The sequence below is a fragment of the Myceligenerans crystallogenes genome, assembly GCF_039529775.1.
GTDB lineage: Bacteria > Actinomycetota > Actinomycetes > Actinomycetales > Cellulomonadaceae > Myceligenerans > Myceligenerans crystallogenes.
The window spans coordinates 309,220-331,577 of record NZ_BAAANL010000004.1 but is presented as its reverse complement, the minus strand read 5'-3'; the positions used below and the strand labels follow the sequence as shown (position 1 = coordinate 331,577).

19 protein-coding genes are annotated in these 22,358 nt (G+C 68.2%); 8 read left to right on the top strand and 11 right to left on the bottom strand.

Annotated features, from left to right (window positions below):
* Positions 1–80 precede the first annotated feature (80 nt).
* On the top strand, positions 81–815 hold the full coding sequence (locus tag ABD208_RS11745) for a DUF305 domain-containing protein (RefSeq protein WP_344102901.1): 735 nt from the start codon (positions 81–83) through the stop codon (positions 813–815).
* A 12-nt stretch (positions 816–827) separates the two neighbouring features.
* Here the strand turns inward: ABD208_RS11745 and ABD208_RS11740 are convergent, their stop codons facing one another.
* On the bottom strand, positions 828–1,649 hold the full coding sequence (locus ABD208_RS11740) for a CPBP family intramembrane glutamic endopeptidase (RefSeq protein WP_425561107.1): 822 nt from the start codon (positions 1,647–1,649) through the stop codon (positions 828–830).
* A 104-nt stretch (positions 1,650–1,753) separates the two neighbouring features.
* Between ABD208_RS11740 and ABD208_RS11735 the strand changes: the two genes are divergently transcribed.
* From ABD208_RS11735 to ABD208_RS11725, 3 genes are read left to right on the top strand one after another with little or no spacing between them, the layout of a single operon-like run.
* Positions 1,754–3,118: a histidine kinase gene (locus tag ABD208_RS11735; RefSeq protein WP_344102896.1), complete on the top strand. Its 1,365-nt coding sequence runs from the start codon at positions 1,754–1,756 to the stop codon at positions 3,116–3,118.
* Positions 3,115–3,816, top strand: a complete 702-nt coding sequence (locus ABD208_RS11730; protein WP_344102894.1) for a response regulator — start codon at positions 3,115–3,117, stop codon at positions 3,814–3,816. The genes ABD208_RS11735 and ABD208_RS11730 overlap by 4 nt, the downstream gene beginning before the upstream one ends.
* Before the next feature lie 5 nt (positions 3,817–3,821).
* Complete coding sequence (locus ABD208_RS11725) at positions 3,822–5,180, top strand: type II toxin-antitoxin system HipA family toxin (protein WP_344102892.1); 1,359 nt, start codon at positions 3,822–3,824, stop codon at positions 5,178–5,180.
* Between the two features lie 168 nt (positions 5,181–5,348).
* Here the strand turns inward: ABD208_RS11725 and ABD208_RS11720 are convergent, their stop codons facing one another.
* Together ABD208_RS11720 and ABD208_RS20465 are read right to left on the bottom strand one after the other, a co-directional pair.
* On the bottom strand, positions 5,349–5,933 hold the full coding sequence (locus ABD208_RS11720; protein WP_344102890.1) for a hypothetical protein: 585 nt from the start codon (positions 5,931–5,933) through the stop codon (positions 5,349–5,351).
* A gap of 87 nt (positions 5,934–6,020) precedes the next feature.
* Positions 6,021–6,317, bottom strand: coding sequence for a lactococcin 972 family bacteriocin (locus tag ABD208_RS20465; RefSeq protein ID WP_425561100.1), 297 nt, complete (start codon positions 6,315–6,317; stop codon positions 6,021–6,023).
* 683 nt (positions 6,318–7,000) lie between these two features.
* Between ABD208_RS20465 and ABD208_RS11715 the strand changes: the two genes are divergently transcribed.
* The gene (locus tag ABD208_RS11715) at positions 7,001–7,747 is read left to right on the top strand and encodes a Fic family protein (RefSeq protein ID WP_344102888.1); all 747 of its coding nucleotides are present in this window, start codon (positions 7,001–7,003) and stop codon (positions 7,745–7,747) included.
* 77 nt (positions 7,748–7,824) lie between these two features.
* On the opposite strand, the gene rplI is transcribed toward ABD208_RS11715, so the two are convergent.
* The 5 genes from rplI to ABD208_RS11690 form a co-directional block, all read right to left on the bottom strand.
* Positions 7,825–8,271 (bottom strand): 50S ribosomal protein L9, encoded by a 447-nt coding sequence (gene rplI, locus ABD208_RS11710; RefSeq protein WP_344102886.1) that lies wholly within the window; start codon positions 8,269–8,271, stop codon positions 7,825–7,827.
* A 17-nt stretch (positions 8,272–8,288) separates the two neighbouring features.
* Complete coding sequence (rpsR, locus tag ABD208_RS11705) at positions 8,289–8,525, bottom strand: 30S ribosomal protein S18 (protein ID WP_020013532.1); 237 nt, start codon at positions 8,523–8,525, stop codon at positions 8,289–8,291.
* Positions 8,526–8,610: 85 nt separating this feature from the next.
* The gene (locus ABD208_RS11700) at positions 8,611–9,168 is read right to left on the bottom strand and encodes a single-stranded DNA-binding protein (protein WP_344102877.1); all 558 of its coding nucleotides are present in this window, start codon (positions 9,166–9,168) and stop codon (positions 8,611–8,613) included.
* A gap of 123 nt (positions 9,169–9,291) precedes the next feature.
* Positions 9,292–9,582, bottom strand: a complete 291-nt coding sequence (rpsF, locus tag ABD208_RS11695) for a 30S ribosomal protein S6 (RefSeq protein WP_344102875.1) — start codon at positions 9,580–9,582, stop codon at positions 9,292–9,294.
* A gap of 186 nt (positions 9,583–9,768) precedes the next feature.
* A complete protein-coding gene (locus ABD208_RS11690; protein WP_344102873.1) occupies positions 9,769–12,444 on the bottom strand; it encodes a transglycosylase domain-containing protein in 2,676 nt (891 codons plus the stop codon).
* 325 nt (positions 12,445–12,769) lie between these two features.
* On the opposite strand from ABD208_RS11690, the gene ABD208_RS11685 reads away from it, so the two are divergent.
* Positions 12,770–13,855, top strand: coding sequence for an inositol-3-phosphate synthase (locus ABD208_RS11685; protein ID WP_344102871.1), 1,086 nt, complete (start codon positions 12,770–12,772; stop codon positions 13,853–13,855).
* 42 nt (positions 13,856–13,897) lie between these two features.
* Here the strand turns inward: ABD208_RS11685 and ABD208_RS11680 are convergent, their stop codons facing one another.
* Together ABD208_RS11680 and ABD208_RS11675 are read right to left on the bottom strand one after the other, a co-directional pair.
* On the bottom strand, positions 13,898–16,210 hold the full coding sequence (locus ABD208_RS11680; RefSeq protein WP_344102869.1) for a S8 family serine peptidase: 2,313 nt from the start codon (positions 16,208–16,210) through the stop codon (positions 13,898–13,900).
* A 173-nt stretch (positions 16,211–16,383) separates the two neighbouring features.
* Positions 16,384–17,688, bottom strand: coding sequence for an MATE family efflux transporter (locus ABD208_RS11675; RefSeq protein WP_344103244.1), 1,305 nt, complete (start codon positions 17,686–17,688; stop codon positions 16,384–16,386).
* A 448-nt stretch (positions 17,689–18,136) separates the two neighbouring features.
* Here ABD208_RS11675 and dnaB point away from each other — a divergent pair, with 448 nt between their 5' ends.
* Together dnaB and ABD208_RS11665 are read left to right on the top strand one after the other, a co-directional pair.
* Complete coding sequence (gene dnaB, locus ABD208_RS11670; RefSeq protein WP_344102867.1) at positions 18,137–19,498, top strand: replicative DNA helicase; 1,362 nt, start codon at positions 18,137–18,139, stop codon at positions 19,496–19,498.
* 347 nt (positions 19,499–19,845) lie between these two features.
* Entirely contained in the window at positions 19,846–21,180 is a 1,335-nt protein-coding gene (locus tag ABD208_RS11665; RefSeq protein WP_344102865.1) for an endo-1,4-beta-xylanase, read from the top strand.
* Positions 21,181–21,247: 67 nt separating this feature from the next.
* Here ABD208_RS11665 and ABD208_RS11660 read toward each other — a convergent pair whose 3' ends face one another.
* On the bottom strand, positions 21,248–22,309 hold the full coding sequence (locus ABD208_RS11660) for an RDD family protein (RefSeq protein WP_344102863.1): 1,062 nt from the start codon (positions 22,307–22,309) through the stop codon (positions 21,248–21,250).
* Positions 22,310–22,358 lie beyond the last annotated feature (49 nt).

Genomic DNA, 22,358 nt, shown 5'->3' with positions numbered 1-22,358 from the left:
TTTTTACAGGCCGGTGACACGGGCGCGAGAGGATCGTTCCGGCAACCGCAGTTCCGCACGAAGATTTCTTGGAGTGAACGATGCAGCCCACGCGCAGGCCGGCGAACGCCGTGGCACGACGACGGCGTCCGGGGCGCGGCCGGGCGGTCGCGTGCGGCGTGCTCGTGGCGGCGCTGGGCGCGGCCGGTTGCACCGGCGGGGCCGAGCCGACGGCGGTCTCCACGCCGTCGTCCGTGGTGCTGCAGCCCGGCAAGCCGGGCGAACCGGCCCGGACCGTCGCCCCCGAGGACTTCACCGGCGCCCCCGCCGAGGACGACTGGAACGAGGCCGACGCCGAGTTCGCCGCCGGCATGATCCGGCACCACGACCAGGCCGTGGTCATGACCGCCTGGGTGCCGGAGCGCTCCGCGTCCGAGCAGGTCAAGGCACTTGCCGACCGGATGAACAACATGCAGGAGGCCGAGATCGGCCTCATGTCGGACTGGCTCACCGAACGCGACCAGCCCGTCCCGGTCCTGCACGACGGCGGCGGCGACGGCACCGGCCCGCGCGTCCCGGACGACCCGCACGGCCACGACCTCATGCCAGGAATGCTCACGGCGGCCGAGATGGCGGAGCTGGAGGCGGCGTCGGGCACGGAGTTCGACCGCCTGTTCCTGGAGGGAATGATCGAGCATCACCGGGGCGCGATCGCGATGTGCTCGGACATCACGACCACCGGCGTCGACCAGAAGATCCAGGAGCTCGCCGCGAACATCGGCGTCGACCAGCAGGCGGAGACGGCCCGCATGAGGGAACTGCTCGACGGGCTGTGAGGTGCGGGGCGCCTACGGCGCCGTGACGAAGACGTCGAAGAGCTGCGGGTGGTGGCCGTGCACCAGGACGGCGAACACGACGGCGTCGAACAGCAGGTGGACCGTGACCACGTACGGCAGGGACTTGAACTTCGCGAAGATCCACCCCTGGACCAGCGCGAACGGGACGGTCAGCAGCGGCCCCCACTCGCGGTAGCCGAGCTCCCAGAGGAACGACACGAAGATCAGCGACTGCAGCACGTTGGCGTGCCACACCGGGAAGTGGCGGCACAGCAGCGTGAAGCACACGCAGATGAAGAACAGCTCGTCCCAGATCCCCACGGCGTTCACGCCGACGAACAGCCGCCAGATGTCCTGCGAGCCCTCGAGGTCCGGCCAGTTGAGGTAGGCGCCGGAGCCCAGGAAGTAGAACGGCAGGATCAGGTAGCCGATCACGACGACGGCGGCCAGGTAGACCCACTGGCCGCGCCCCCACCGGGTGCCCGTCGCGACGGGGAACTTCACGGCGTCGTCCTTCAGCAGGTAACGCGACAGCGCCCACGGCACGAGCACGGCGCCGCCGAGCGCGAGCGTGAAGCGCAGCATGCCGGCGTTCGACAGGTCCGCTTCCAGGGAGATCGTCGAGATGATGCCGAGGCCGACGGCGATCAGCGCGAGGTCCTTGCCGAGCGCTCGGTCGACCCAGAGGCCCAGGAGCACGCCCGCGACGAGCGGCAGGTACGCGATCGGCCGGATGTGGACGGCGAACAGCAGGATCGCCGACCCGCACACGAGGAAGGCCGCGGCGTACCGCAGCAGCACGGTGGTGCGGGACGAGGCGGGAACGTCGACGATCACGGCGCCAACCTACTTGCTGGAGGTCAGCCGGGTCGACCACCACCGCCGACCTCCACCCGCAGGGGGAACCGCAGCGCCCGATGCGTGCCTAGGGTGAGGGCGTGAGTTCGCTAGCCAGGATGACGCGGTGGTTCGGGGCCGACGCCGAGTGGGAACGCGTGCCCGCCGACCCGCGCCGTGCCTACCGCCACGACCTGATCCTCGCCGGGTGCCTCATGACGCTCGGCGTCCTCGCGACCGAGCTGGCGCGCAGCGCCGGCATGTTCCTGGGCACGTCCCAGGGCTCGGACCTGCCGGGATGGGCGCCGCACGTGCTGGCCGCCGTGACCACGCTGCCGCTGGCCTGGCGGCGGCGGTTCCCGATCGCGTCGATGCTCGTCGTGTACGCGCTGTTCCTCGGCACCGGGCTGTCGATGAACGCGGTGACGCAGGTGGCTCCGCTACAGGTCGCCTCGTTCATGGCGCTGTACTCGGGGGTGGCGTGGGCGCGGGACCGGCGGGCGATGCTCATCGGGGTCGGCGTCGTCCTGGTGACGATGTTCGGCTGGATCGCGGTGCAGCTCTCGGACGCCACGGTGCGCGACGAGTTCCTGGAGTTCATCGGCCGCGACCAGCCGGGCCTGCTGTCGCCGTGGGTCGCGCTGACCCTGCACCAGCTGCTCATGAACATCGTCTACTTCGGGGGTGCGATCCTGCTGGGGCAGTCCGGCTGGCACGGGGCCCGGCGGCGGGAGCAGATCGCGGTCCAGTCGGCCACGATCGAGCGCCAGGCCGAGGAGCTGCGGGATCACGCGATCCTGGAGGAGCGGATGCGGATCGCCCGCGAGCTGCACGACGTCGTCGCACATCATGTGTCGGTGATCGGCGTGCAGGCCGCCGCGGCGCGGCGGGTGCTGACGCGGGACCCGGACAAGGCGACCGAGGCGCTTGCGGTGATCGAGAAGTCGTCGCGGGAGGGGGTCGAGCAGATGCGCGGTCTGGTGGGGACGCTGCGGCAGGGCGACGGTTCCGAGGGGACGACGCCGGCCGACTCGGCGAGCACCGCGAACCTGGCGGGGATCGCGTTGCTGGCCGGGGACGACACCGACGGGCTGACATGTGCGTACCGGCTGGTCGAGGAACCCGTGGGCGCGACCGAGTCCGTTCCGGGGCCGGTAGGGGCGACGTTGTACCGGACGACTCAGGAGGCGCTGAACAACGTGCGGAAACACTCGACGGCCCGGGGCGCGTCCGTGACGCTGCGGGTGGACCGGCGCGGGGACCGGAGGATGCCGCACGGGTGGGCGGAGGTCGAGGTGCTGGACGACGGGCGCCCGCGGCCGGGAACGTCGGGAAGCGGCCTCGGGCTGCTCGGCATCCGGGAACGGGCGGCGGCCCACGACGGCGAGGTGGACGCGGGGCCCCGGGCCACGACGGGCTACCGGGTCCGCGTCCGCCTCCCCCTGCCGGAAGGGGCACTGCGGTGATCCGGGTGATGCTGGTCGACGACCAGCGGCTGGTGCGGTCCGGGTTCGCGCTCATCCTCTCGGTGGAGGACGACATCGAGGTGGTCGGCGAGGCGTCCGACGGCGCCGAGGCCGTGGAGCTCGCCCGCGAGCTGCGGCCCGACGTCGTCCTCATGGACGTGCAGATGCCGGTCATGGACGGCATCGAGGCGACCCGGCGCTTCGTCGCCGACGACCTCGCGCGGGTCCTGGTCCTGACCACCTTCGACAACGACGAGTACGTCTTCCAGGCGCTGTCGGCGGGCGCGAGCGGCTTCCTCCTGAAGAACTCGGACGCGGAACGCATGGTCGAGGCGGTCCGCACGGTCGCCGCGGGTCACGCGCTGCTGGCGCCGGAGGTCACGCGGCGCGTGATCCGGCAGATGGTCGACGGCGGGGCGGGTGGGGCGGCGGTCGGCGCGGGCCCGGCGACGTCGTCGGACACCCTCCGGGCGGCGGATCGTCCCGTGCCGGACGACGCCGCCCTCGCGACCCTCACGCCCCGCGAACGCGAGGTCCTGGAACTGGTCGGCACGGGCCTGTCCAACAGCGAGATCGCCCAGCGCCTCTGGCTGGGCGAGGCCACGGTCAAGACCCACGTCTCCAACCTGCTGTCCAAGCTCCACCTCCGCGACCGCGTCCAGGCGGTCGTGCTGGCCCATCGGCACGGGCTGGTCTGATTGCCGTGCAAGGAATTGCTGACATCCCGACGCCGCGCATCAAAGACCTTGCATCGGATCGTCATTTCGTCGATTCTTTGCAAATGGCAAATTGCCTTACGGTCTGGCTGAACGGAGGGCTCACCGGACACCTCAGCCAGGCCGAGAACGGCAGCCTCACATTCCGGTACGACGACGGCTACCGAAGTAGCCTCAGCCCCACGCCGCTGTCTCTGTCGCTCCCCCTGACCCGAGACACGCATCCGCATGACTCGATCTTCCCGTGGATCGACAACCTGATGCCGGACAACGGCAGAGTTCGCGCCCGGTGGGCCGTCGAGTTCGAGGAAGTGAACCCGACACCATTCGCGCTGCTCTCCCACATCGGGCTCGACTGCGCAGGCGCTGTTCAGTTTTTCGACGAGAGCAATGCGCCCGGTGACACCCGTGACACCGGTGAGTTCACGCGGCTTACCGAAGCAGATATCGCTGCACGTCTCCGCGCGCTGCGCAAGGACGACATCTCCTGGACGGTCAAGAACTCAGGCGACCGCTGGTCTCTCAGCGGGCAGCAGGGCAAGTTCGCGCTGTCGCTCAACGAGGGCGAGTGGGGGATTCCGACGGGCAGCGCCCCAAGCACGCACATCGTGAAGGTCGGGATCAGCCACCTTGACGAGAGCGATGCAGCCGAGTTCGTGACGATGCGTGCGGCAAGCCATCTGGGCCTCAATGTCGCTCGCGTCGAACTCATGAGGTTCGAGGACCAGTCGGCCGTGGTCGTCGAGCGCTTCGACAGGCGAAGCGCGCCAGGAACATGGCCGCCGGACCGAGTCCACCAGGAGGATTTCTGCCAGGCTCTCGGTCTGCCTCGTCATCAGAAGTATCAGGCGGATGGTGGTCCGACCTTGCCTGTCATCGCGGAGACGGTTGGCCGCGCCGTCGGCGGCAGGCGCGCTGAAAGCGCCCGGCACGCGCTGGCGGAGGCCGCGCTCTTCAACTGGCTTGTCGCGGGCACCGACGCGCACGCCAAGAACTTCGCGCTGATTCATGTCGGTGGTACTTCGGCTTTGGCCCCGCTCTACGACCTCATGTCGGCCGCGCTGGTTCTGCCCCCACGCGAGGTGTTCTACAAGGGCAAACTCGCGATGAAGATCGCCGGGGAGTACGGGCTGCGGCGGATCAGCTGGCCGCAGATCGAAACGGCAGCCGCCGAACTGCAGGTGGACGCGGACTGGTTGATCGAGCGCGGACACAAGATGCACGCGGCGATGCCGGAGGCCTTCGCGAAGGCTGTGGCCGACGCGGGCGAGGCCATCGTTCCGGCTACCGGCGAACGGTTCATCGAAGCGATCGAGGAACGTGCCCGTCAGACGCGACCAGTCTGATGGCAGGCCGCGGCGTCGGCGGACCTCCAGGAAATGAATCAGAGCTTAGCATTCGGGCCGCGAATGTAGACGCCGATGCGGTATAGGCCGGGCTCCTTTCAGCTCTCGACCGGCCTGGTTCTTGCACTTCTTGAAAGCAACGAATTGCGAAGATGCTGACGCAGCTTGTTAGCCAAACGGATTAGATGCGCATTCGAGAAATGCGCCTCTCAGCTCCAGCGGAAGACTTCCAGCATCTGCGAACCTCCCTTCAAGGTCGCGCTCGTAGTCACTAACGTCATACCCATCCGCGACGACGCCTCTCTCAACCAGGCATTCAGTAGCAGCCTGTCCCGCGTCGATGTTTTCGGGATTTACTCTAATAATGTCGTGCAACGCACCGATCACGTCGGATCCAATTTTAGCTTCACACCCAGTGACGATTCCACGCGTGTCATCTGGATTTGGCGCAGCAGACGTTTCATAGGATCCGTCCGGCGCGAACCCACTAAATTCGATGCCGCCATCTTGAAGGCAATCTCCAAACATTTTCTCCATATCAGCATATTCGGCGTCGGAAATCTCGCCATCGTGGAGTACTTCCCTAGCAAAGTCCGAACTCGTATTGGAATAGAATTCGGAGAACTCGTTGGCATACGGCCCATCGAAATTCGGCACATCCACATCTGTGTGACTTTCCTGACTGCAGGCCGTAGTCAAGAGCCCCAACACAACGGCAAAGGAAAAATGAACTCCACGAAATTTCATCTTCACACCTCGAACTCAAGCTCCGAAATTTGTCTGATGGCCTAAACGCTGCAGGTGGGCCACCCCTGAACGGGGCGACCCACCTGTCAGGATCTAGAGAACGTCGTAGTACGCTTTGTTGCCGAACAGTCGCGCGCCATCTACACAAGAGGCAGTCGTGTTGGACGACTTCCAGCCACTGCTCTTCGAGCCGCTAGCACCGTACGTAGACGCCTTGTGAATCTTGCTCGGGTGGTAGTAGATAGACCACACGGTATCTGCGTCGGCACCATGGTTCCAACGACCACCCTCCGGCGGGTAGGTGATCGTTGCACTCGCTGGCGCGGCCGCTCCGATCGCCAGACCGAGCGCGAGCACAGCGGCCGACGCGGCCACTCTGGATCTCTTCATGTATCCTCCTGGAATCGAGGCCATTTCATGCCTACTCCACCCTGGCTAGAGCTCATGCCGGGTGAACAGACATGTGAGATCTTAGCTGCTTTGAGCCTAAAGTAGATAAAGAGTGAGATGTCTCACTCCAACTACTGCAGCAGCCGTGATCGGGTTGATGAACTACGACGGGCATCGCTCGCAAGGCCCGACCGGATGGACAGCTTGCAACAGAGCCCCGAGGAAGATTGCTGCCAGGTCCACGATCTGCCACGCCACCAGAAGCACTATGCGAACGGCGGTCCGACACTAGCCCGACATCGCCGCGAGTTCGGGCGTGCTATTGGTGGCCGACAGTCTGAGAGCACCCGCCGCGGTCTAACCTAGACCAGACTGCACTATTCACCTGCCTTATCGCGAGCGCGGACGTACACGCCAAGAACCTCGCCCCGTCCATGGGAGAAGCATCTCAGCGTTCGCCCTGAAAGCGGCTGCCGAACTGCACGTGGACGTGGGTTGCTGATCGATCGTGGCACAAAAAGTTGCACGTGGCGATGACTGGGGCCTTCGCGAAGGCTGTGGGCGAGGCGGGGACACAATCTCACCCGAATCTCACTGGAACCGGCGGACTTTTCATCGCAGCGATCGAGGAATGTGCCCGCCAGGCGCGACCGCTCTGACCCGGCACCTGGAAGGATTGGCGTATGGGAAGCCGCGAGGAGTACCCGATCGATGGAGGTAAGTTCCGGGAGGTGCTGCTGGAGCAACGGGCCATGCGGCTCAGCGGAGGGCTCTATCATCTGAACCAGGTCCAGATGGCGTACAACTCCAACCGGATCGAGGGGAGCCAACTGTCGGAGGAGCAGACGCGGTACATCTACGAGACCCGGACCGTGGACGGGGTCGCGCGGGTAGATGACGTCGTCGAGACCAGCAACAGTTTCAGACTGTTCGACGCGATGCTCGACGGCGTCGGGACGGCCGTGTCCGCCGAGCGGATCAAGGAGTACCACCGGATCCTCAAGTCAGGTACCGGGGGCGCCGCCAAGGACTGGTTCGCCGTGGGGGACTGGAAACAGGTGCCGAACATGGTCGGCGAGATCGAGACGACGGCGCCTGACGAGGTGGATGGCGCCATCGCCGAACTTCTTGCCGCCTACCCCGATCCGGAGGCGATGAGCTTCGAGGACATCTGCGATTTCCACCATCGGTTCGAGACCATCCATCCGTTCCAGGACGGGAACGGGCGGGTGGGCCGCATCGTGATGTTCGAGCAATGCCTGTCCGCGGGGATCATGCCGTTCATCGTGCTCGACGACGAGAAGCTGTTCTACTACCGAGGGCTCGCGGAATACGCGGTGGAGACAGGTTTCCTGCGGGACACCTTCCGGTCGTTCCAGGACAGGTACTACTCGCGCTACAGCAAGTACGTGCCGCTGGCGAACGGCTGAGCAGAGGGTGGGAGCAGGTGTTGACGACAAGGGCCCCGGATCCTGGTGGATCCGGGGCCCTCGCTGGTCGGGCTGGGTCAGCCCTTGACGACCTTGACGTTGATCTTGGCCGAGACCTCCGGGTGGAGGCGGATCGAGACCGAGTAGTCGCCCAGGGCCCGGATGGGCTGGCCGATCTCGATCTTGCGCTTGTCGACCGTGCCGCCGTTCGCGGCGACGGCCTCGGCGATCTCACCGGTGGTGACGGCACCGAACAGACGGCCGCTGGGGCCGGCGTTCGCCTTCACCGTGACCGGCTTGGCCTTGAGCGAGTCGGCCAGGGCCTTCGCGTCGTCGAGCGAGGCGATCTCGCGCGCCTTGCGGGCACGACGGATCGCGGTGACGTCCTTCTCGGCGCCCTTGGTCCACGGGGTGGCCAGCGAACGCGGGATGAGGAAGTTCCGGGCGTACCCGTCCTTCACCTCCACGACGTCGCCGGGCTCGCCCAGGCCGGTCACCTCGTTGGTCAGGATCAGCTTTGCCATTGTTCTCGATCCCTTCCTCAGCGAGCCGTCGACGTGTACGGCAGCAGGGCCATCTCGCGGGCGTTCTTCACGGCCTTCGCGATCTGACGCTGCTCCTGGACGGACACACCGGTGACCCGGCGGGCGCGGATCTTGCCGCGGTCCGAGATGAACTTCCGCAGCAGGGCGGTGTCCTTGTAGTCGATGTTCGCGATCTTCGCCGACTTCAGCGGGTTGATCTTCTTCTTGGGCTTGCGCACCACAGGCTTCGCCATGGTGTTGCTCCTTCTTCAGGTGCCGTCCGTGCCCGGCGCGAGCGCCAGGGGCACGGGCGAAAGATGGTATCTGGGTTGGTGCCGATCAGAAGGGCGGGTCCTCCGAGAACCCGCCGCCGCCGGACGACGCCGGGCCTGCCGTGGCCCACGGGTCCGACTGCTGACCACCACCGGACGAGCTGAAGCCTCCGCCGGAACCGCCTTGGGAGAAGCCGCCGGCCTGGCCGCCGCCTCCACCGAAGTTGTCGCCGCCGCCGAAGCCGCCGCCTCCGCCGCCCCGGTTGGAGCGGCTGACCTTGGCCGTGGCGCGACGCAGGGACGGACCGATCTCGTCCACCTGCAGTTCGACGACGGTGCGCTTCTCGCCCTCGCGGGTCTCGTACGAGCGCTGCACCAGGCGGCCCTGCGCGATGCAGCGCATGCCCTTGGTGAGCGACTCCGCGACGTTCTCCGCGGCCTCACGCCAGAGCGAGCAGCGCATGAACAGGGTCTCCCCGTCCTTCCACTCGTTGCTCTGGCGGTCGAAGACACGGGGCGTGGACGCGATCGTGAAGTTCGCCACGGCCGCACCCGACGGGGTGAAGCGCAGCTCGGGGTCACCGGTCAGGTTTCCCACCACGGTGATGACGGTCTCGCCGGCCATGACAGTTCCTCGATTCGTCTCGACGCCGTTTCGTCGCACATCCCATCACGAGACACTGACATCCGCCGTGCGGCGAGGTCAGGGCGAGAGGGGACTTCAGCTCAAGCGTGTTGCCGGATGGCCTCAGCGGCCGCCCGTGCGCAGGATCTTGGTGCGCAGCACGACCTCGTTCAGGCCGAGCTGGCGGTCCAGCTCCTTCGCGGTGTCCGGCGTCGAGGTGAAGTCGATGACGGCGTAGATGCCCTCGGACTTCTTCTCGATGTCGAAGGACAGGCGGCGCCGGCCCCAGATGTCCATCTTGTCGATGGAGCCGCCATCGGTCTTCACGACCGTGAGCAGCTTCTCGAGCGACGGCTGGACGGTGCGCTCCTCGACCTCCGGGTCCAGGATCACCATCAGTTCGTACTGACGCATGTCGATACCCACCTCCTCTGGTCTCAGCGGTCACGGTCGATCCGTGACAGGAGGGTTCTTCACGTCGCCGCGCCCGGCCGCAGCACGCGAGATCGCGTGGCGTCGAGCGCAGCAAGGGCCGAGTCTACCGACAGCACCCCGCCCCGGACGAATCCGGGACGGGGTGCTGTCGGTCACCAGGCCGTGCTACTCGGTGGCGCTGTCGTTCCCGTTGCCGTTGCCGCCGCCGGGACCGGGCTCGGTACCGGGCTCCGACATGGTCGGATCCGGACTGGGCTCCCCTCCGCCGTCGTCGCAGGGATCGTTGAAGATACCGCCGCAGGTCGGCTCGTCATCGGGGTCCTCGGTCGGGCCGTTGGAAACCACGATGGTCACGGTCTGATTGGGCGGCAGTTCCGTCTCCGCGCCCGGAGACTGGTCGATGACCGTTCCGTTCGGCGCGTCGTTCTCGACCCATTGCTGGGACACGTTGTATCCGGCCTGCCGCAGCGTCGTCTCCGCTTCCGCCACGTTCATGTCGATGACGTAGGGGACGGTACTGGTCTCTTCCTCGCCGCCGGTGATCTCGACATCGATCTGGGTACCGGCAGGTACCTCCTGACCGGCTTGGACCACGTTCACGACCGTCTCCGGTGCCTCATTGCCGTGCCCCTGGACGGTCCTCGGCTGAGGATTCAGACCGAGCGCGATCAACGCAGCTTGGACGTCTGCCCACGGCCGCCCCACCAGATCTGTCGGCACCATGATCAGCGCAGGCTCCGAGATCGTCGGGCTAGGCGTCGGTGAAGGTACCGGTTGCAGAGACGGCTCGGGGAACTCTTCGATCGGCATACCCTCGAGCGCCGGCGCCATGAACTTCGTCCACGTCTGGACCGGCCAGGTACCACCGGTGACTGCCTCGAACCCGCCGAAGGGGGTGATCGGCTCAAAGCCCGGCTTCTCGGTGTCGAACTGATAGACACCCACCACCGTGGCGAGCTGCGGTGTGAAACCGGCGAACCAGGCCGAGTAGTTGTCGTTTGACGAACCGGTCTTCCCTGCCAGGGGCCGTTCCTCCGGGATCATCGATCGGGCGAAGTGGCCGGAGCCCTCGGGGTTGTCGACCACCTGCTGCATGGCATAGGTCGCATCGGCGATAACCTGTTGATCGAACAGGTCGCTCTCCGGCGTGTAGTTGGCCTGGTACAGCACCTCTCCTGTGTCCGGGTTCACCACCTTGTCCACCAGGTGCGGCGTCGTCCGTACGCCCTTGTTCGCGATCGTGGCGTAGGCGCGAGCGAGGTCGACCGTGTAGACGTACGAGGTTCCGAGCACGTTCGAGATGTCGTCTTCCGCCTCGCCCGGGCCGCCCTCCTTCTTCCCGCCGTCCTCCCACTTGCGATAGGCGTTGGAGCCCTCCACACCCAGACCGAGGCGCTTGGCCACATCCGCCGAGGCGGCCGACGTCACGTCGTTGTTGAGTTGGACGTACACGGTGTTGACCGAATGCGCCGTCGCGTCGAGCAGGTTGATCTCACCGAAGTCCTGGTTGCCGAAGTTCGTGACCGGCTTCGGTTCCTCCAGTCCTGTCGCCTCGTTCCTCTGCGTGTAGAAGTCGAACTCCTGGGGCTCATCGCCGTTGTACGTCTCGTACAACGAGATCTTCTTCTCCAGGGCCGCGATCAGGGTGAAAGGCTTGTACGTCGAACCGCCCTGCTGCCAGTTGTCCGTCGCCGCGTTCTGCCCGAACTTCTCCTCGGTGTAATCCGGCCCGCCGTACATCGCGCGGATCGCGCCGGTCTTCGGGTCGATGGAGACGAGCGAGGAACGCGTCTTCTGCTTCGCGTCATCCGGCAGCTCGGCCTCTTTCTCCGCGCGCGCCTGAAGCTTCTTGTCGATCGTCGTGTGGACCACGAGACCGTCCCGGTTGAGCGTTGAGACATCGAATCCCTGATCGGCGAGCTCTCGCTCGATCTCCGCGAGAACGTAGCCCTTGGGACCGCCCATCGAGGACCGGGGCTTCTGCTCCTTGGGCGTCGGGAACCCCGCCTTGACCGCCTCGTCGTACTGCGCGTCGTCGATCCACTCGTCCTCGTGCATCAGGCGGAGTGTGCGCTTCCAGCGCCCCTGAGCCCATTCCTGGCCCGCCTCGGACGCGTCATAGGTGTTCGGCGACGGGATGATCCCGGCGAGGAACGCGGACTCCGACGGCGTGAGGTCCTTGGCCTGCTTCCCGTAGTAGGCGTTCGCGGCCGACTGGATCCCGAACGAGCCGCGGCCCAGGTTGATGACGTTGAGGTAGCCGTCGAGAATCTTCTCGACCGGATAGCCCTCCGGGTCCTGGCGGACCTTCATCGCCATGATCATCTCGCGGATCTTGTCCGTGTAGGTGGGCGACGCCTTCCAGCCCATGTGGTACTGCTCGACGTACTGCTGGGTCAGCGTCGACCCGCCCCCGGATCCGTTGATGATCGAGCGCGCGATACCGGGGATGCTGATGCCGAGGTTGTTCGGCGCGTAGAAGTCGCGCTCCTCGGACGCCACCGGGGCGTTGGCCACCCAGATCGGCAGTTCGTCGACCGTCACGATCTTGCGGTCCTCCTCGGCCTTGAACTCACCGAGGGTTCCGCCGTCGCCGGCGAACTTGACGACCGAGGTCTCCAGGGTCGCCGTCGCGACCTCGCCCTCGATGGTCGTGCCCGTCCAGGCCGCCACCGCGACGCCGCCGATCAGGGCGAAGCCGGCCAGCATCGTGCCGACGACGAAACGCCACGACGGCAGCCAAGCCTTCCAGCCCGTGCGGTACGGTCGCGGGTAGTTCCAGAACTGCTTACGCGCGCGCGGGCGGAACGGCGGGATCTGCGGGGCACTCCAAGTAGCCACGTCCTGCCTCTTCCTCTCGTTCAGGGGCGTCCGGTGCCCGAACTGGGGTGAGGACCCGCACGGTCCAGGGCACGACGAACCACCCGACACAATAGAGGCACTGCCTCGACGTCAAGCAACGGTGAGAGTGGAATCACCCGGCAGCCGCCCCAGTTCCCCCACGCCGCCCGCAGGCCCCGTGCCGCGCCTTCACGCGTTCACCACATTTCGGACCGGCGCCAGGCCGCGCCCGCGGAACAGTGAGCGGCGACACCCCGCGCCGTGGAACGCTCGCGCCGGAGCCGTTGTTGGGGTGAACGCCATGAAGTCACAGTAAGGAGTAAGGATGCCTTCCATCCGCGTCGCGATCGTTGGCGTAGGGAACTGTGCGTCGTCCCTGATCCAGGGCGTGCACTTCTACCGGGACGCCGACCCGCACGACAAGGTGCCGGGGCTGATGCACGTCCAGCTCGGCGACTACCACGTGCGTGATCTCGAGTTCGTGGCGGCGTTCGACGTCGACGCGAAGAAGGTGGGCTTCGATCTCTCCGACGCGATCACCGCGTCCGAGAACAACACGATCAAGATCGCCGACGTGCCGCCCACGGGCGTCCACGTCCAGCGCGGGCCCACCCTCGACGGCCTGGGCACCTACTACCGGGCCACGATCGACGAGTCCGACGCCGAGCCGGTCGACGTCGTCGCCGCCCTCCGCGAGGCGCGGGCCGACGTCCTGGTCTCCTACCTCCCCGTGGGTTCCGAGGAGGCGGACAAGTTCTACGCCCAGTGCGCCGTCGACGCCGGCGTCGCCTTCGTCAACGCCCTCCCGGTCTTCATCGCCTCGGACCCGGAATGGGCCAAGAAGTTCGAGGACGCGGGCGTCCCGATCATCGGCGACGACATCAAGTCCCAGGTCGGCGCGACCATCACCCACCGCGTCCTGGCCAAGCTCTTCGAGGACCGCGGCGTCGTGCTGGACCGCACCTACCAGCTCAACGTCGGCGGCAACATGGACTTCAAGAACATGCTGCAGCGCGAGCGCCTGGAGTCCAAGAAGGTCTCCAAGACGCAGGCCGTCACCTCCAACCTCACGGACGGCCCCCTCGCCGGCGTCACGGAGGACCGCAACGTCCACATCGGCCCGTCCGACTACGTCGCCTGGCTCGACGACCGCAAGTGGGCCTACGTCCGCCTGGAAGGCCGGGCCTTCGGCGAGGTCCCGCTCAACCTGGAGTACAAGCTCGAGGTCTGGGACTCCCCCAACTCGGCGGGCATCATCATCGACGCCGTGCGCTGCGCCAAGATCGCCCTCGACCGCAACGAGGGCGGCCCGATCCAGCCGGCGTCGACCTACTTCATGAAGTCCCCGCCGGAACAGCGGGAGGACATGGAGGCCCGCGCCCTCCTGGAGGCCTGGATCCGGGGCGAGTAGGACCGGAGGCGGCGCGGACGCCGTCCGCGCCGCCGGCCCACCTCACCTCACCCGGAGAACTCCGTCAGCGGGAAGTTCTTCACCACGGTCTGCCCCTGGACCACCGGGGTGTGCTCCGCCACGCCCCGGTCTCGGCGTGAAAGCCGGCGGCCGCCCGTCGAGCCAGGGCACCTCGGTCTCGGCCTCCCCGGTCACGTCGATCACCGCGTGCATGCCGGGGTACCCGGTCCCGGCGACCTCGACCGGTTCGGTGTGACCGCACGGCTCGCTCGCGATGTAGGTGGGCGCCGTCTCCGGCTCCGCGTTGGACCCGACGAAGAAGAACGGCCCGTCCTGCACCGCGACCTCCACCACGAGCGTGCTGCCCGCGGGCGCGACACCCGTCACGGGAACGTCCACCAGCGTGAGCTCCTGCGCCTCCAGCGTGGCCTGCGCCGAGCCGAGGAGCTCCAGGTTCTCGTAGAGCAGCGCGCCGTCCAGCGTGTAGAGGTTCACGGTCACCTCGGCGCCGGCGTCCGCCACCTCCACGCCGAACGACACGTTCGTCACGGCGAAGTCCCCGGCGATCCCGAAGTCGTCCAGCGTGAAGGTCCGCAGCACCTGCGTCGCCGCCTCGACGCACGCGGCCGAGTTCCCGGGCGCGATCTCCTGCGAGGAGGAGTGCGTGATCGTCGTCCTGGTCGCCGCGCCGAGGACGACGTCGTGCACGGTGGTACCGCGGTCGGCGACCGTGACGGTGGCGCCGTCGAGCGCCTCACCGTCCGCGCCGGCGACGGTCCCGGCGAGGTGGCCGCGCTCCTCCTGCCCCGCAGCCTGGACCAGCGCGAGCACGTCGAGGTCGCCCTCGCCGTACACGTTGTTGTTGCCGGCCACGCCGCCGCACTCGTCGTCGGGGTGGTCGGCGGCGGACGCGTGCAGCAGGTCCCGCGTCGCGGCGACGTCACCGATCAGGCTCGGCACGGCCGACCAGAGCAGGGCGACGGCGCCCGCGACGTGCGGGGCGGCCATCGAGGTGCCGGAGTACGCCTCGTACCCGCCGCCGGGGACCGCGGAACGGACGTCCTGGCCGGGAGCCGCGACGTTCGGCTTGGTCAGGCCGTTCTCGCCCGGGCCCCGGGACGAGTAGACCGCGATCTCGCCGTCCGCCGTCGTCGCGCCGACCGAGAACGCGGGAGCGTTCGCGCCCGGGGACGACGCCGTCGCACAGCCGAACCTGCCGGCGTTGCCGGCCGCCCACACGGCGAAGATGCCCGCGGCCTCCCAGGCCGCCACCTCGTCCGCGAAGAAGCCGTTGATGTCGCCCTCCAGCTGGGATCCCCAGGAGTTGTTCACGACGTGGGGCCGCATGGCCGGGTCGGGCTGCCTGCCGTCGGCGCGCGTCGGCGCCAGGATCCACTGGCCGGACGCGAGCAGATCGGCGTCGGCGCAGGAGCGGCAGCCGTTCGCCGCGATCCAGCGCGCTCCCGGAGCGACGCCGGTGTGGTTCTCCGCGCCGTCGTCGCCGACCATCGTGCCCGTCACGTGGGTACCGTGGCCGTAGGTGTCGCAGGGCTCGCCGGCACAGGAGCCGGCGGCGTCGAACCAGTTGTGGTCGTGGCTGAACGTGCCGTCCTCCCGGGCGCCGCGGTAGTGCGACGCGAGCGCGGGGTGGCGCAGGTCGGCGCCGGAGTCGACGGCGGAGACCGTGATGCCCTCGCCCGTGTGGCCGAGGTCCCAGACCGCCGGGGCGTTGACGGCCGCGACGCCCCACTCGACGGCCTCGTCGGAGCTCCCGGTCAGGGCGTCGACCGCGGCCCGGCGCTCGACCGGCTCGATGCGCTCGGCCGTGACCCGCTCGTGGAGGCGCTCGACGGCGGGCACCGCGGCGAGACGTTCGGCGAGACCCAGGTCGCCGTCGGTCACGAGGATGGCGTTGCTGATCCAGAACCTCTCGTAGCGCGCGCCCGCGGCGCGCAGCTCCTTCACGACACCGGCCTGGGACGCCTTCGCGGTGCTGGTCAGTGCGTCGTAGACGTACCGACCGCGATCGGCCCAGCCGGTGACGGACGACGCCGCGGACAGGTCGGCCCGGTCCTCGAGGCGGATCCAGAAACCGGTGGGCCGGTCCGTCTCGGCCTCGAGGCGGGCGCGGAGGGTCGTGGAGAGCTTCCTCCGGGCGGCGTCCGCGGAGTCCTGCCGGGAGCCGTCCCGCTGACCGGTGACGAGGGCGGCCGGGGCGACGGCGCTCGCCCTCCCGGGTTCCCCGGCCTGCCCGGCGAGTGCCGGTACGGCACCTCCCGCCGGGACGGCCGCGAGCGACAGTGCCGCCGCGAGCGCGGCGGCTGCTCTCCTCCCGGACATGATGCGACGTCGCATGAAGCCTCCTGCGATCCGGCGTCCGCGAACAAGGACGCATGGGGTAGGCCATCTCATGACGGCTCGAACCACAGTTACCCGCATCGGGGTGTCCGGCAACGAAGATACGTGATTCACGTGGCATTTCCTGGCATCTCCGGCACGGGCTGTCGGACAGGGCGGGCCACGCGATGTCAGGCTCCGGTGACCAGCCAGCGATCGGTGCGCGCTCGCAGCCCCGTCGTGACCGCGCGGGCGGCCATGAAGGCGCCCGCGAAGGCGGCCCAGAGCCAGGCGAGGCCGACCGGGCCGGGGGGAGCCCAGGCGTGGACGGCGAGGGCGCACGGGACATAGACGACCAGCGTCGCGAGGCCCGCCCAGGCGAGGTAGCGGCCGTCGCCCGCGCCGATGAGGACGCCGTCGAGCACGAAGACGTACCCCGCCACCGGCAGCAGGAGGCCGCAGACGGCGAAGGCGAGGGCGATGGCCCCGCGGACGTCGTCGTCGGGCGTGAACAGCGGTGCGACGAACCAGCCGCCCGCCGCCATGAGCAGGCCGATCGCGGCGCCGGAGGCGACGCCCCAGTGCAGGCAGCGGCGCAGGATCGCGCGGACGCGCGGGACGTCGGCCGCGCCGAGCGCATGGCCGACGAGCGCCTGCGAGGCGATGGCCAGCGCGTCGAGGGCGAGGGCGGTCAGGCCCCACATGCTGTTGACGACCTGGTGGGCGGCGAGCGCGACGGCGCCGAGGCCCGTGGCCACGTAGACGGTCAGGAGGATCGCGGCCCGCAGGCTGAGGGTGCGGATGACGAGCGGGAGCCCCGCGCGGGCGCCGGAGAGGATGCCGCGGGCGTGCGGGCGGAGGTTCGCGCCGCGGGACCGGGCGCCGCGGACCACGATGACCGCCAGGGCCGTGGCCATGCCGAACTGGGTGAGCATGGTGCCGATCGCGGAGCCGGCGATGCCGAGGTTCGCGCCGTAGACGAGGGCGATGTTGAGGACGAGGTTCGCGACCGCACCGGCTGCCGCGACGACGAGCGGGGTGCGGGTGTCGCGGAGGCCGCGCAGCACGCCCGTCGACGCGTTGACCATGAGCATCCCGGCCAGGCCGGGGGCGGCCCACCGCAGGTAGGAGACGGCATGGCGGGCCACGTCGCCGGTGCCGCCCAGGGCCGCGACGGTGACGTCGGCGGTGAGGACGAGGGTCGTGGCGAGGACGGCGCCCAGGCCGAGGGCGAGCCAGATGCCGTCGAGGCCCGCCTGGAGCGCGTCGCGTTCGCGGCCCGCGCCCATGAGGCGGGCCACCTGCGCCGTCGTCGTGTAGGCGAGGAAGATGCACAGGCCGACGACGGTGAGGATGACGTTGGAGGCGAGACTCAGGCCCGCGAGCTGGGCCGTGCCGAGGTGGCCGACGATCGCGGAATCGGCCAGGACGAACAACGGCTCGGCGACGAGCGCGCCGAGGGCCGGGACGGCGAGGGCAAGGATCTCGCGGTTGATCGCGGGGCTGTCCCGGGTCGTACCGGACGGGGCCGGGCCTGTGGATAACCGTGCTCCGGGGCGCGCTTGCGGGTCCGTGGTATCTGAACTCCTGGCGTCGGGAGTGTTGTCATCAGGTGTCGGCGTGGCGTGACGAGACTCGCCCAACTTTTTCTTCCTCCACAGGCTGGGGGTAATGTCCTTGCAGGTCAGGGGTGGAATCTGCGAGTTATGCACAGCGACTGTCCACAGTTGTCCACAGGGTTGTCCACCGGTTGTGGCCCGCTGTACACAGCCTGAGCCACTTTTCCACATCCTTGTCCACAGAGTTATCCACAGGCCGCGTTGCGGGGTGTCGGGCCGCCATGTCAGTGTCCCGGAGTACAACTGGAGCCAGGCCCGGCGAGGGCGAACCGCAGGCACCGGTGGCCGCCGTGAAGGCGGTGCGAGACAGCGAAAGGAGGTCCGGATGTCGATCGACGAGCTCGAAGCAGGCTTTTCCGGACCTGGGCACGGTCTCGACCGCACACCGCCCCAGGACATCCAGGCGGAGATGAGCGTGCTCGGCGGCATGCTGCTGTCGAAGGACGCGATCGCGGACGTGATCGAGCAGATCCGCGGCGTCGACTTCTACCGCCCTGCCCACGAGATGGTCTACGACGCGATCATCGACCTGTACGGGCGTGGTGAACCGGCCGACTCGATCACGGTGTCGGCGGAGCTGAACAAGCGCGGCACGCTGGCGAAGGTCGGCGGCGCCCCCTACCTGCACGACCTGATCGCGGGCGTGCCCACGGCGGCCAACGCCGGGTACTACGCCAGGATCGTGCGCGAGCGCGCCATCCTGCGGCGGCTCGTCGAGGCGGGCACGCGCATCGTGCAGATGGGGTACTCGGCGGACGGCGAGGTGGACACCGTCGTCGACAACGCCCAGGCCGAGGTCTACGCGGTCACGGAGCGACGCGCGAGCGAGGACTACCTCCCGCTCTCGGAGATCATCGGTCCCACCTTCGACGAGATCGACGCGGCCCAGGGCCGCGGCGAGGGCATGGTCGGCGTGCCCACGGGCTACTCGGACTTCGACCGCCTGACGAACGGGCTCCACCCGGGCCAGATGATCGTGGTGGCCGCCCGACCTGCGGTCGGTAAGTCCGTTTTGGGCATTAATGTCGCAGGACATGCGGCCATTCATCACAACAAGGCCGCGGTGATCTTCTCGCTCGAGATGAGCCGGAACGAGATCACGATGCGCCTGCTCGCGAGCGAGGCGCGGGTGCCGCTGACGCGGATGCGGTCCGGGAAGATGGACGACGGCGACTGGCAGAAGCTGGCCGCGACCATGGGCAAGATCTCGGACGCCCCGCTGTTCATCGACGACTCGCCGAACATGTCGCTCATGGAGATCCGGGCCAAGTGCCGGCGGCTGAAGCAACGCCACAACCTGAGCCTCGTCGTGATCGACTACCTCCAGCTCATGTCCTCCGGCAAGCGCGTCGAGTCGCGTCAGCAGGAGGTCTCGGAGTTCTCCCGCGCCCTCAAGCTCCTGGCGAAGGAACTCGAGGTCCCGGTGATCGCGATCTCCCAGCTGAACCGTGGCCCGGAACAACGTGGCGACAAGAAACCGCAGATGTCGGATCTGCGCGAAAGTGGATCAATTGAGCAGGATGCCGACGTTGTGATCCTGCTTCACCGCGAGGACGCCTACGAGAAGGAGTCCCCCCGCGCGGGCGAGGCGGACCTGATCGTCGCCAAGCACCGTAACGGCCCGACCGACGTCATCACGGTCGCCTTCCAGGGCCACTACCAGCGCTTCGTCGACATGCAGGTCTGAGACATCAGGTCTACCCCGGCCTGAGCGCTCCGCGATGTCCACGTACGTGGACATCGTGTCGGTGCCCACGTACATGGACACGACGCGGCTGCGAACCCGCTCGGCGGGCAGCTCGTCAGGCATCCGCCGCTCGTTCCCGCCTGTGGGTCATCAAACGTTTCATTCGTTGCGAGGACGTCGACAGAGGGTCGCCGAGCGGTGTTATGTGATCGCTAACACGAGCGGAACCTCTCGCTCGGTCCACGCCTGTCGAGGACGCCAGGCGACGTAGGGAGGAGTTTGCGTTGAGGACAACATCAAGGCGAGGCCGTCGCGCCCTAGTGGGTGCGGCGTTGTGCATCGTGTCGGTGATCGCCGGTCTGACGGCTGCCGCGCCGGCAGAGGCGGCGGAGAGCACCCTGGGTGCCGCGGCCGCGCAGACCGGGCGGTACTTCGGTGCGGCAGTGCCGGCCGGCCGGCTGAGCGAGTCGGCCTACACCACGATCCTGAACCGTGAGTTCAACATGATCACGGCCGAGAACGAGATGAAGATGGACGCGACCGAGCCGTCGCAGAACCAGTTCAACTTCACCAGCGGCGACCGGATCGCGAACTGGGCGATCAGCAACGGCAAGCGGGTGCGCGGGCACACGCTGGCGTGGCACGCCCAGCAGCCGGGCTGGATGCAGAACATGTCGGGCAGCGCGCTGCGCAGCGCGCTGCTCAACCACGTGACCAAGGTCGCCGAGCACTACCGGGGCAAGGTCTACGCCTGGGACGTGGTCAACGAGGCGTTCGCCGACGGCGGTTCGGGCGGCCGGCGCGACTCGAACCTGCAGCGCACGGGGAACGACTGGATCGAGGCGGCGTTCCGGGCCGCACGGGCGGCCGACCCGGGCGCCAAGCTCTGCTACAACGACTACAACACCGACGGGATCAACGCGAAGTCGACCGGGATCTACAACATGGTCCGGGACTTCAAGGCCCGCGGGGTGCCGATCGACTGCGTCGGGTTCCAGTCGCACCTGGGGACCACGCTCTCCGGCGACTACCAGGCCAACCTGCAGCGGTTCGCGGACCTGGGTGTCGACGTGCAGATCACCGAGCTCGACGTGGAGCAGGGCAGCAACCAGGCCAACATCTACGCGGCGGTGACCCGGGCGTGCCTCGCGGTCTCGCGCTGCACCGGCATCACGGCGTGGGGTGTGCGCGACGACACCTCCTGGCGTGACGACAACCCGCTGCTGTTCGACCGCTCGGGCAACAAGAAGGCCGCCTACTACTCCGTCCTCGACGCGCTCAACGGCGGCTCGACCCAGCCGGGCACTACGTTCCGCCTGCGGAGCGAGTCCGCGGGCCGGTGCATCGACGTGCCGAACGGCACCACCACCAACGGCACGGGCCTGCAGATCTACGACTGCTACAACGGCGTCAACCAGCAGATCACCCAGAACGGCCAGACGCTGCGGATGCTGGGCAAGTGCCTGGACGTCCCCACGAACGCCGTGAACGGCACCCGGGTGACGCTGTGGGACTGCAACGGGGGCAGCAACCAGCAGTGGACGTTCAACGGCAGCTCGATCAGCAGCGTCCGGTTCCCGTCGCTGTGCGTCGACGTGAACGGCGCCGCCACCGCGAACGGCACGGCCGTGATCCTGTGGTCGTGCCACTCCAACGCCAACCAGCGGTGGAGCCGGGTCTGACCGACAGCCGCACGTCCGTCCCTGCATGACCTCCTGGGGCGGGCGTGCGGTACCGCTGGGCCCGGCGTCAGACCGGGGACACGCCCTCCGGGCGCATGGTCCCGCTGCACGTCATCAGTTCGTCGTCCCCGGCGAGGACCCGGACGTCGATCCGCACGTGCTGACCGAGGTTCTCCGGCGCCCGGTTCAGCCGCAGCTCGAAGGTGTCGACGTCGCCGTCGGCTCGGTCGATACGGCTCGGGGTGACGGACCAGCGCGAGAAGTGCGGGCTGACCCCGCGGTGCCTGCTGATCCGCCAGGTGTTCGAGATGCTCGGGTCGTTCTCGCCCAGCGGCCGTACACGCACCTTGATCCGGTAGACCGAGTCGCTCGCCTGGTCGCTGTTCCAGCGGACGATGACGCGCGGCTTCGCCGTCGCGGTGCTCCGCACGGTCCACAGCCTGCGGTCCGACTCCGTCAGGATCTCGCCGCCCACCGAGACCTCGCCCGAGGTCAGCCGCGGGTCGTCGTTCTCGACGTCACAGAGCTCGACGACATCGGTGCCGGACGCGGCGGCGCCCGAGATCGGCACATACCCGTAACCGATGCCCAGCGCACAGACCACGAGGGCTGCCGCATGGATCGCGATCCGCGGCCGCCGCGGCAGCCGGGGCAGCTGCTCGACGACGACGGTGCCGGTGATCGAGTCCGCGATGGTGCGGCGCCTCTCGTGCACGAGCGGCCGGAGGTAGCCCAGGAAGCAGATCGCGTCGAGGAAGTGCCACAGCTGGCGCCCCAGCACCCTGATCGCACCCGCCGGACGCCCGGACCCTCCGTCGACCACCCGGATCCCCGTCACCAGCTTCCCCGGCGTCCAGCCCGTGACGCCCTGCACCACCAGGATCACGGCCAGGACGCCGAGCGGCCAGGCGATCGCCGGCCATTCCACCTCGTTCACCCGGGCCGACGACGCCGCCATCCCGAAGTAGAGCCGCACCGCCGCGTCGGTGCCGGCGAGCCAGGCGACGCCCGCGACGATCCCGTTGTCCAGCAGCGCCGCGACGACGCGCGCACCCCATGAGGCGTACGGAACTCCCTGCCCGCCGGCCGCATCCGGCGAAGGTTCAGCCGCGGCATCCTCGGTGGTCATGAGCTGATCCTGGCAGCAGCCGGGCAGAACGAACAGAAAAGTAGACCGG

Coding starts and splice junctions, on each gene's coding strand:
- ABD208_RS11745 (WP_344102901.1), top strand. CDS start 81: ATGCAGCCCACGCGCAGGCCGGCGAACGCCGTGGCACGACGACGGCGT.
- ABD208_RS20465 (WP_425561100.1), bottom strand. CDS start 6,317: ATGAAGAGATCCAGAGTGGCCGCGTCGGCCGCTGTGCTCGCGCTCGGT.
- ABD208_RS11715 (WP_344102888.1), top strand. CDS start 7,001: ATGGGAAGCCGCGAGGAGTACCCGATCGATGGAGGTAAGTTCCGGGAG.
- rplI (WP_344102886.1), bottom strand. CDS start 8,271: ATGGCAAAGCTGATCCTGACCAACGAGGTGACCGGCCTGGGCGAGCCC.
- rpsR (WP_020013532.1), bottom strand. CDS start 8,525: ATGGCGAAGCCTGTGGTGCGCAAGCCCAAGAAGAAGATCAACCCGCTG.
- ABD208_RS11700 (WP_344102877.1), bottom strand. CDS start 9,168: ATGGCCGGCGAGACCGTCATCACCGTGGTGGGAAACCTGACCGGTGAC.
- rpsF (WP_344102875.1), bottom strand. CDS start 9,582: ATGCGTCAGTACGAACTGATGGTGATCCTGGACCCGGAGGTCGAGGAG.
- ABD208_RS11685 (WP_344102871.1), top strand. CDS start 12,770: ATGCCTTCCATCCGCGTCGCGATCGTTGGCGTAGGGAACTGTGCGTCG.
- ABD208_RS11680 (WP_344102869.1), bottom strand. CDS start 16,210: ATGCGACGTCGCATCATGTCCGGGAGGAGAGCAGCCGCCGCGCTCGCG.
- dnaB (WP_344102867.1), top strand. CDS start 18,137: ATGTCGATCGACGAGCTCGAAGCAGGCTTTTCCGGACCTGGGCACGGT.
- ABD208_RS11660 (WP_344102863.1), bottom strand. CDS start 22,309: ATGACCACCGAGGATGCCGCGGCTGAACCTTCGCCGGATGCGGCCGGC.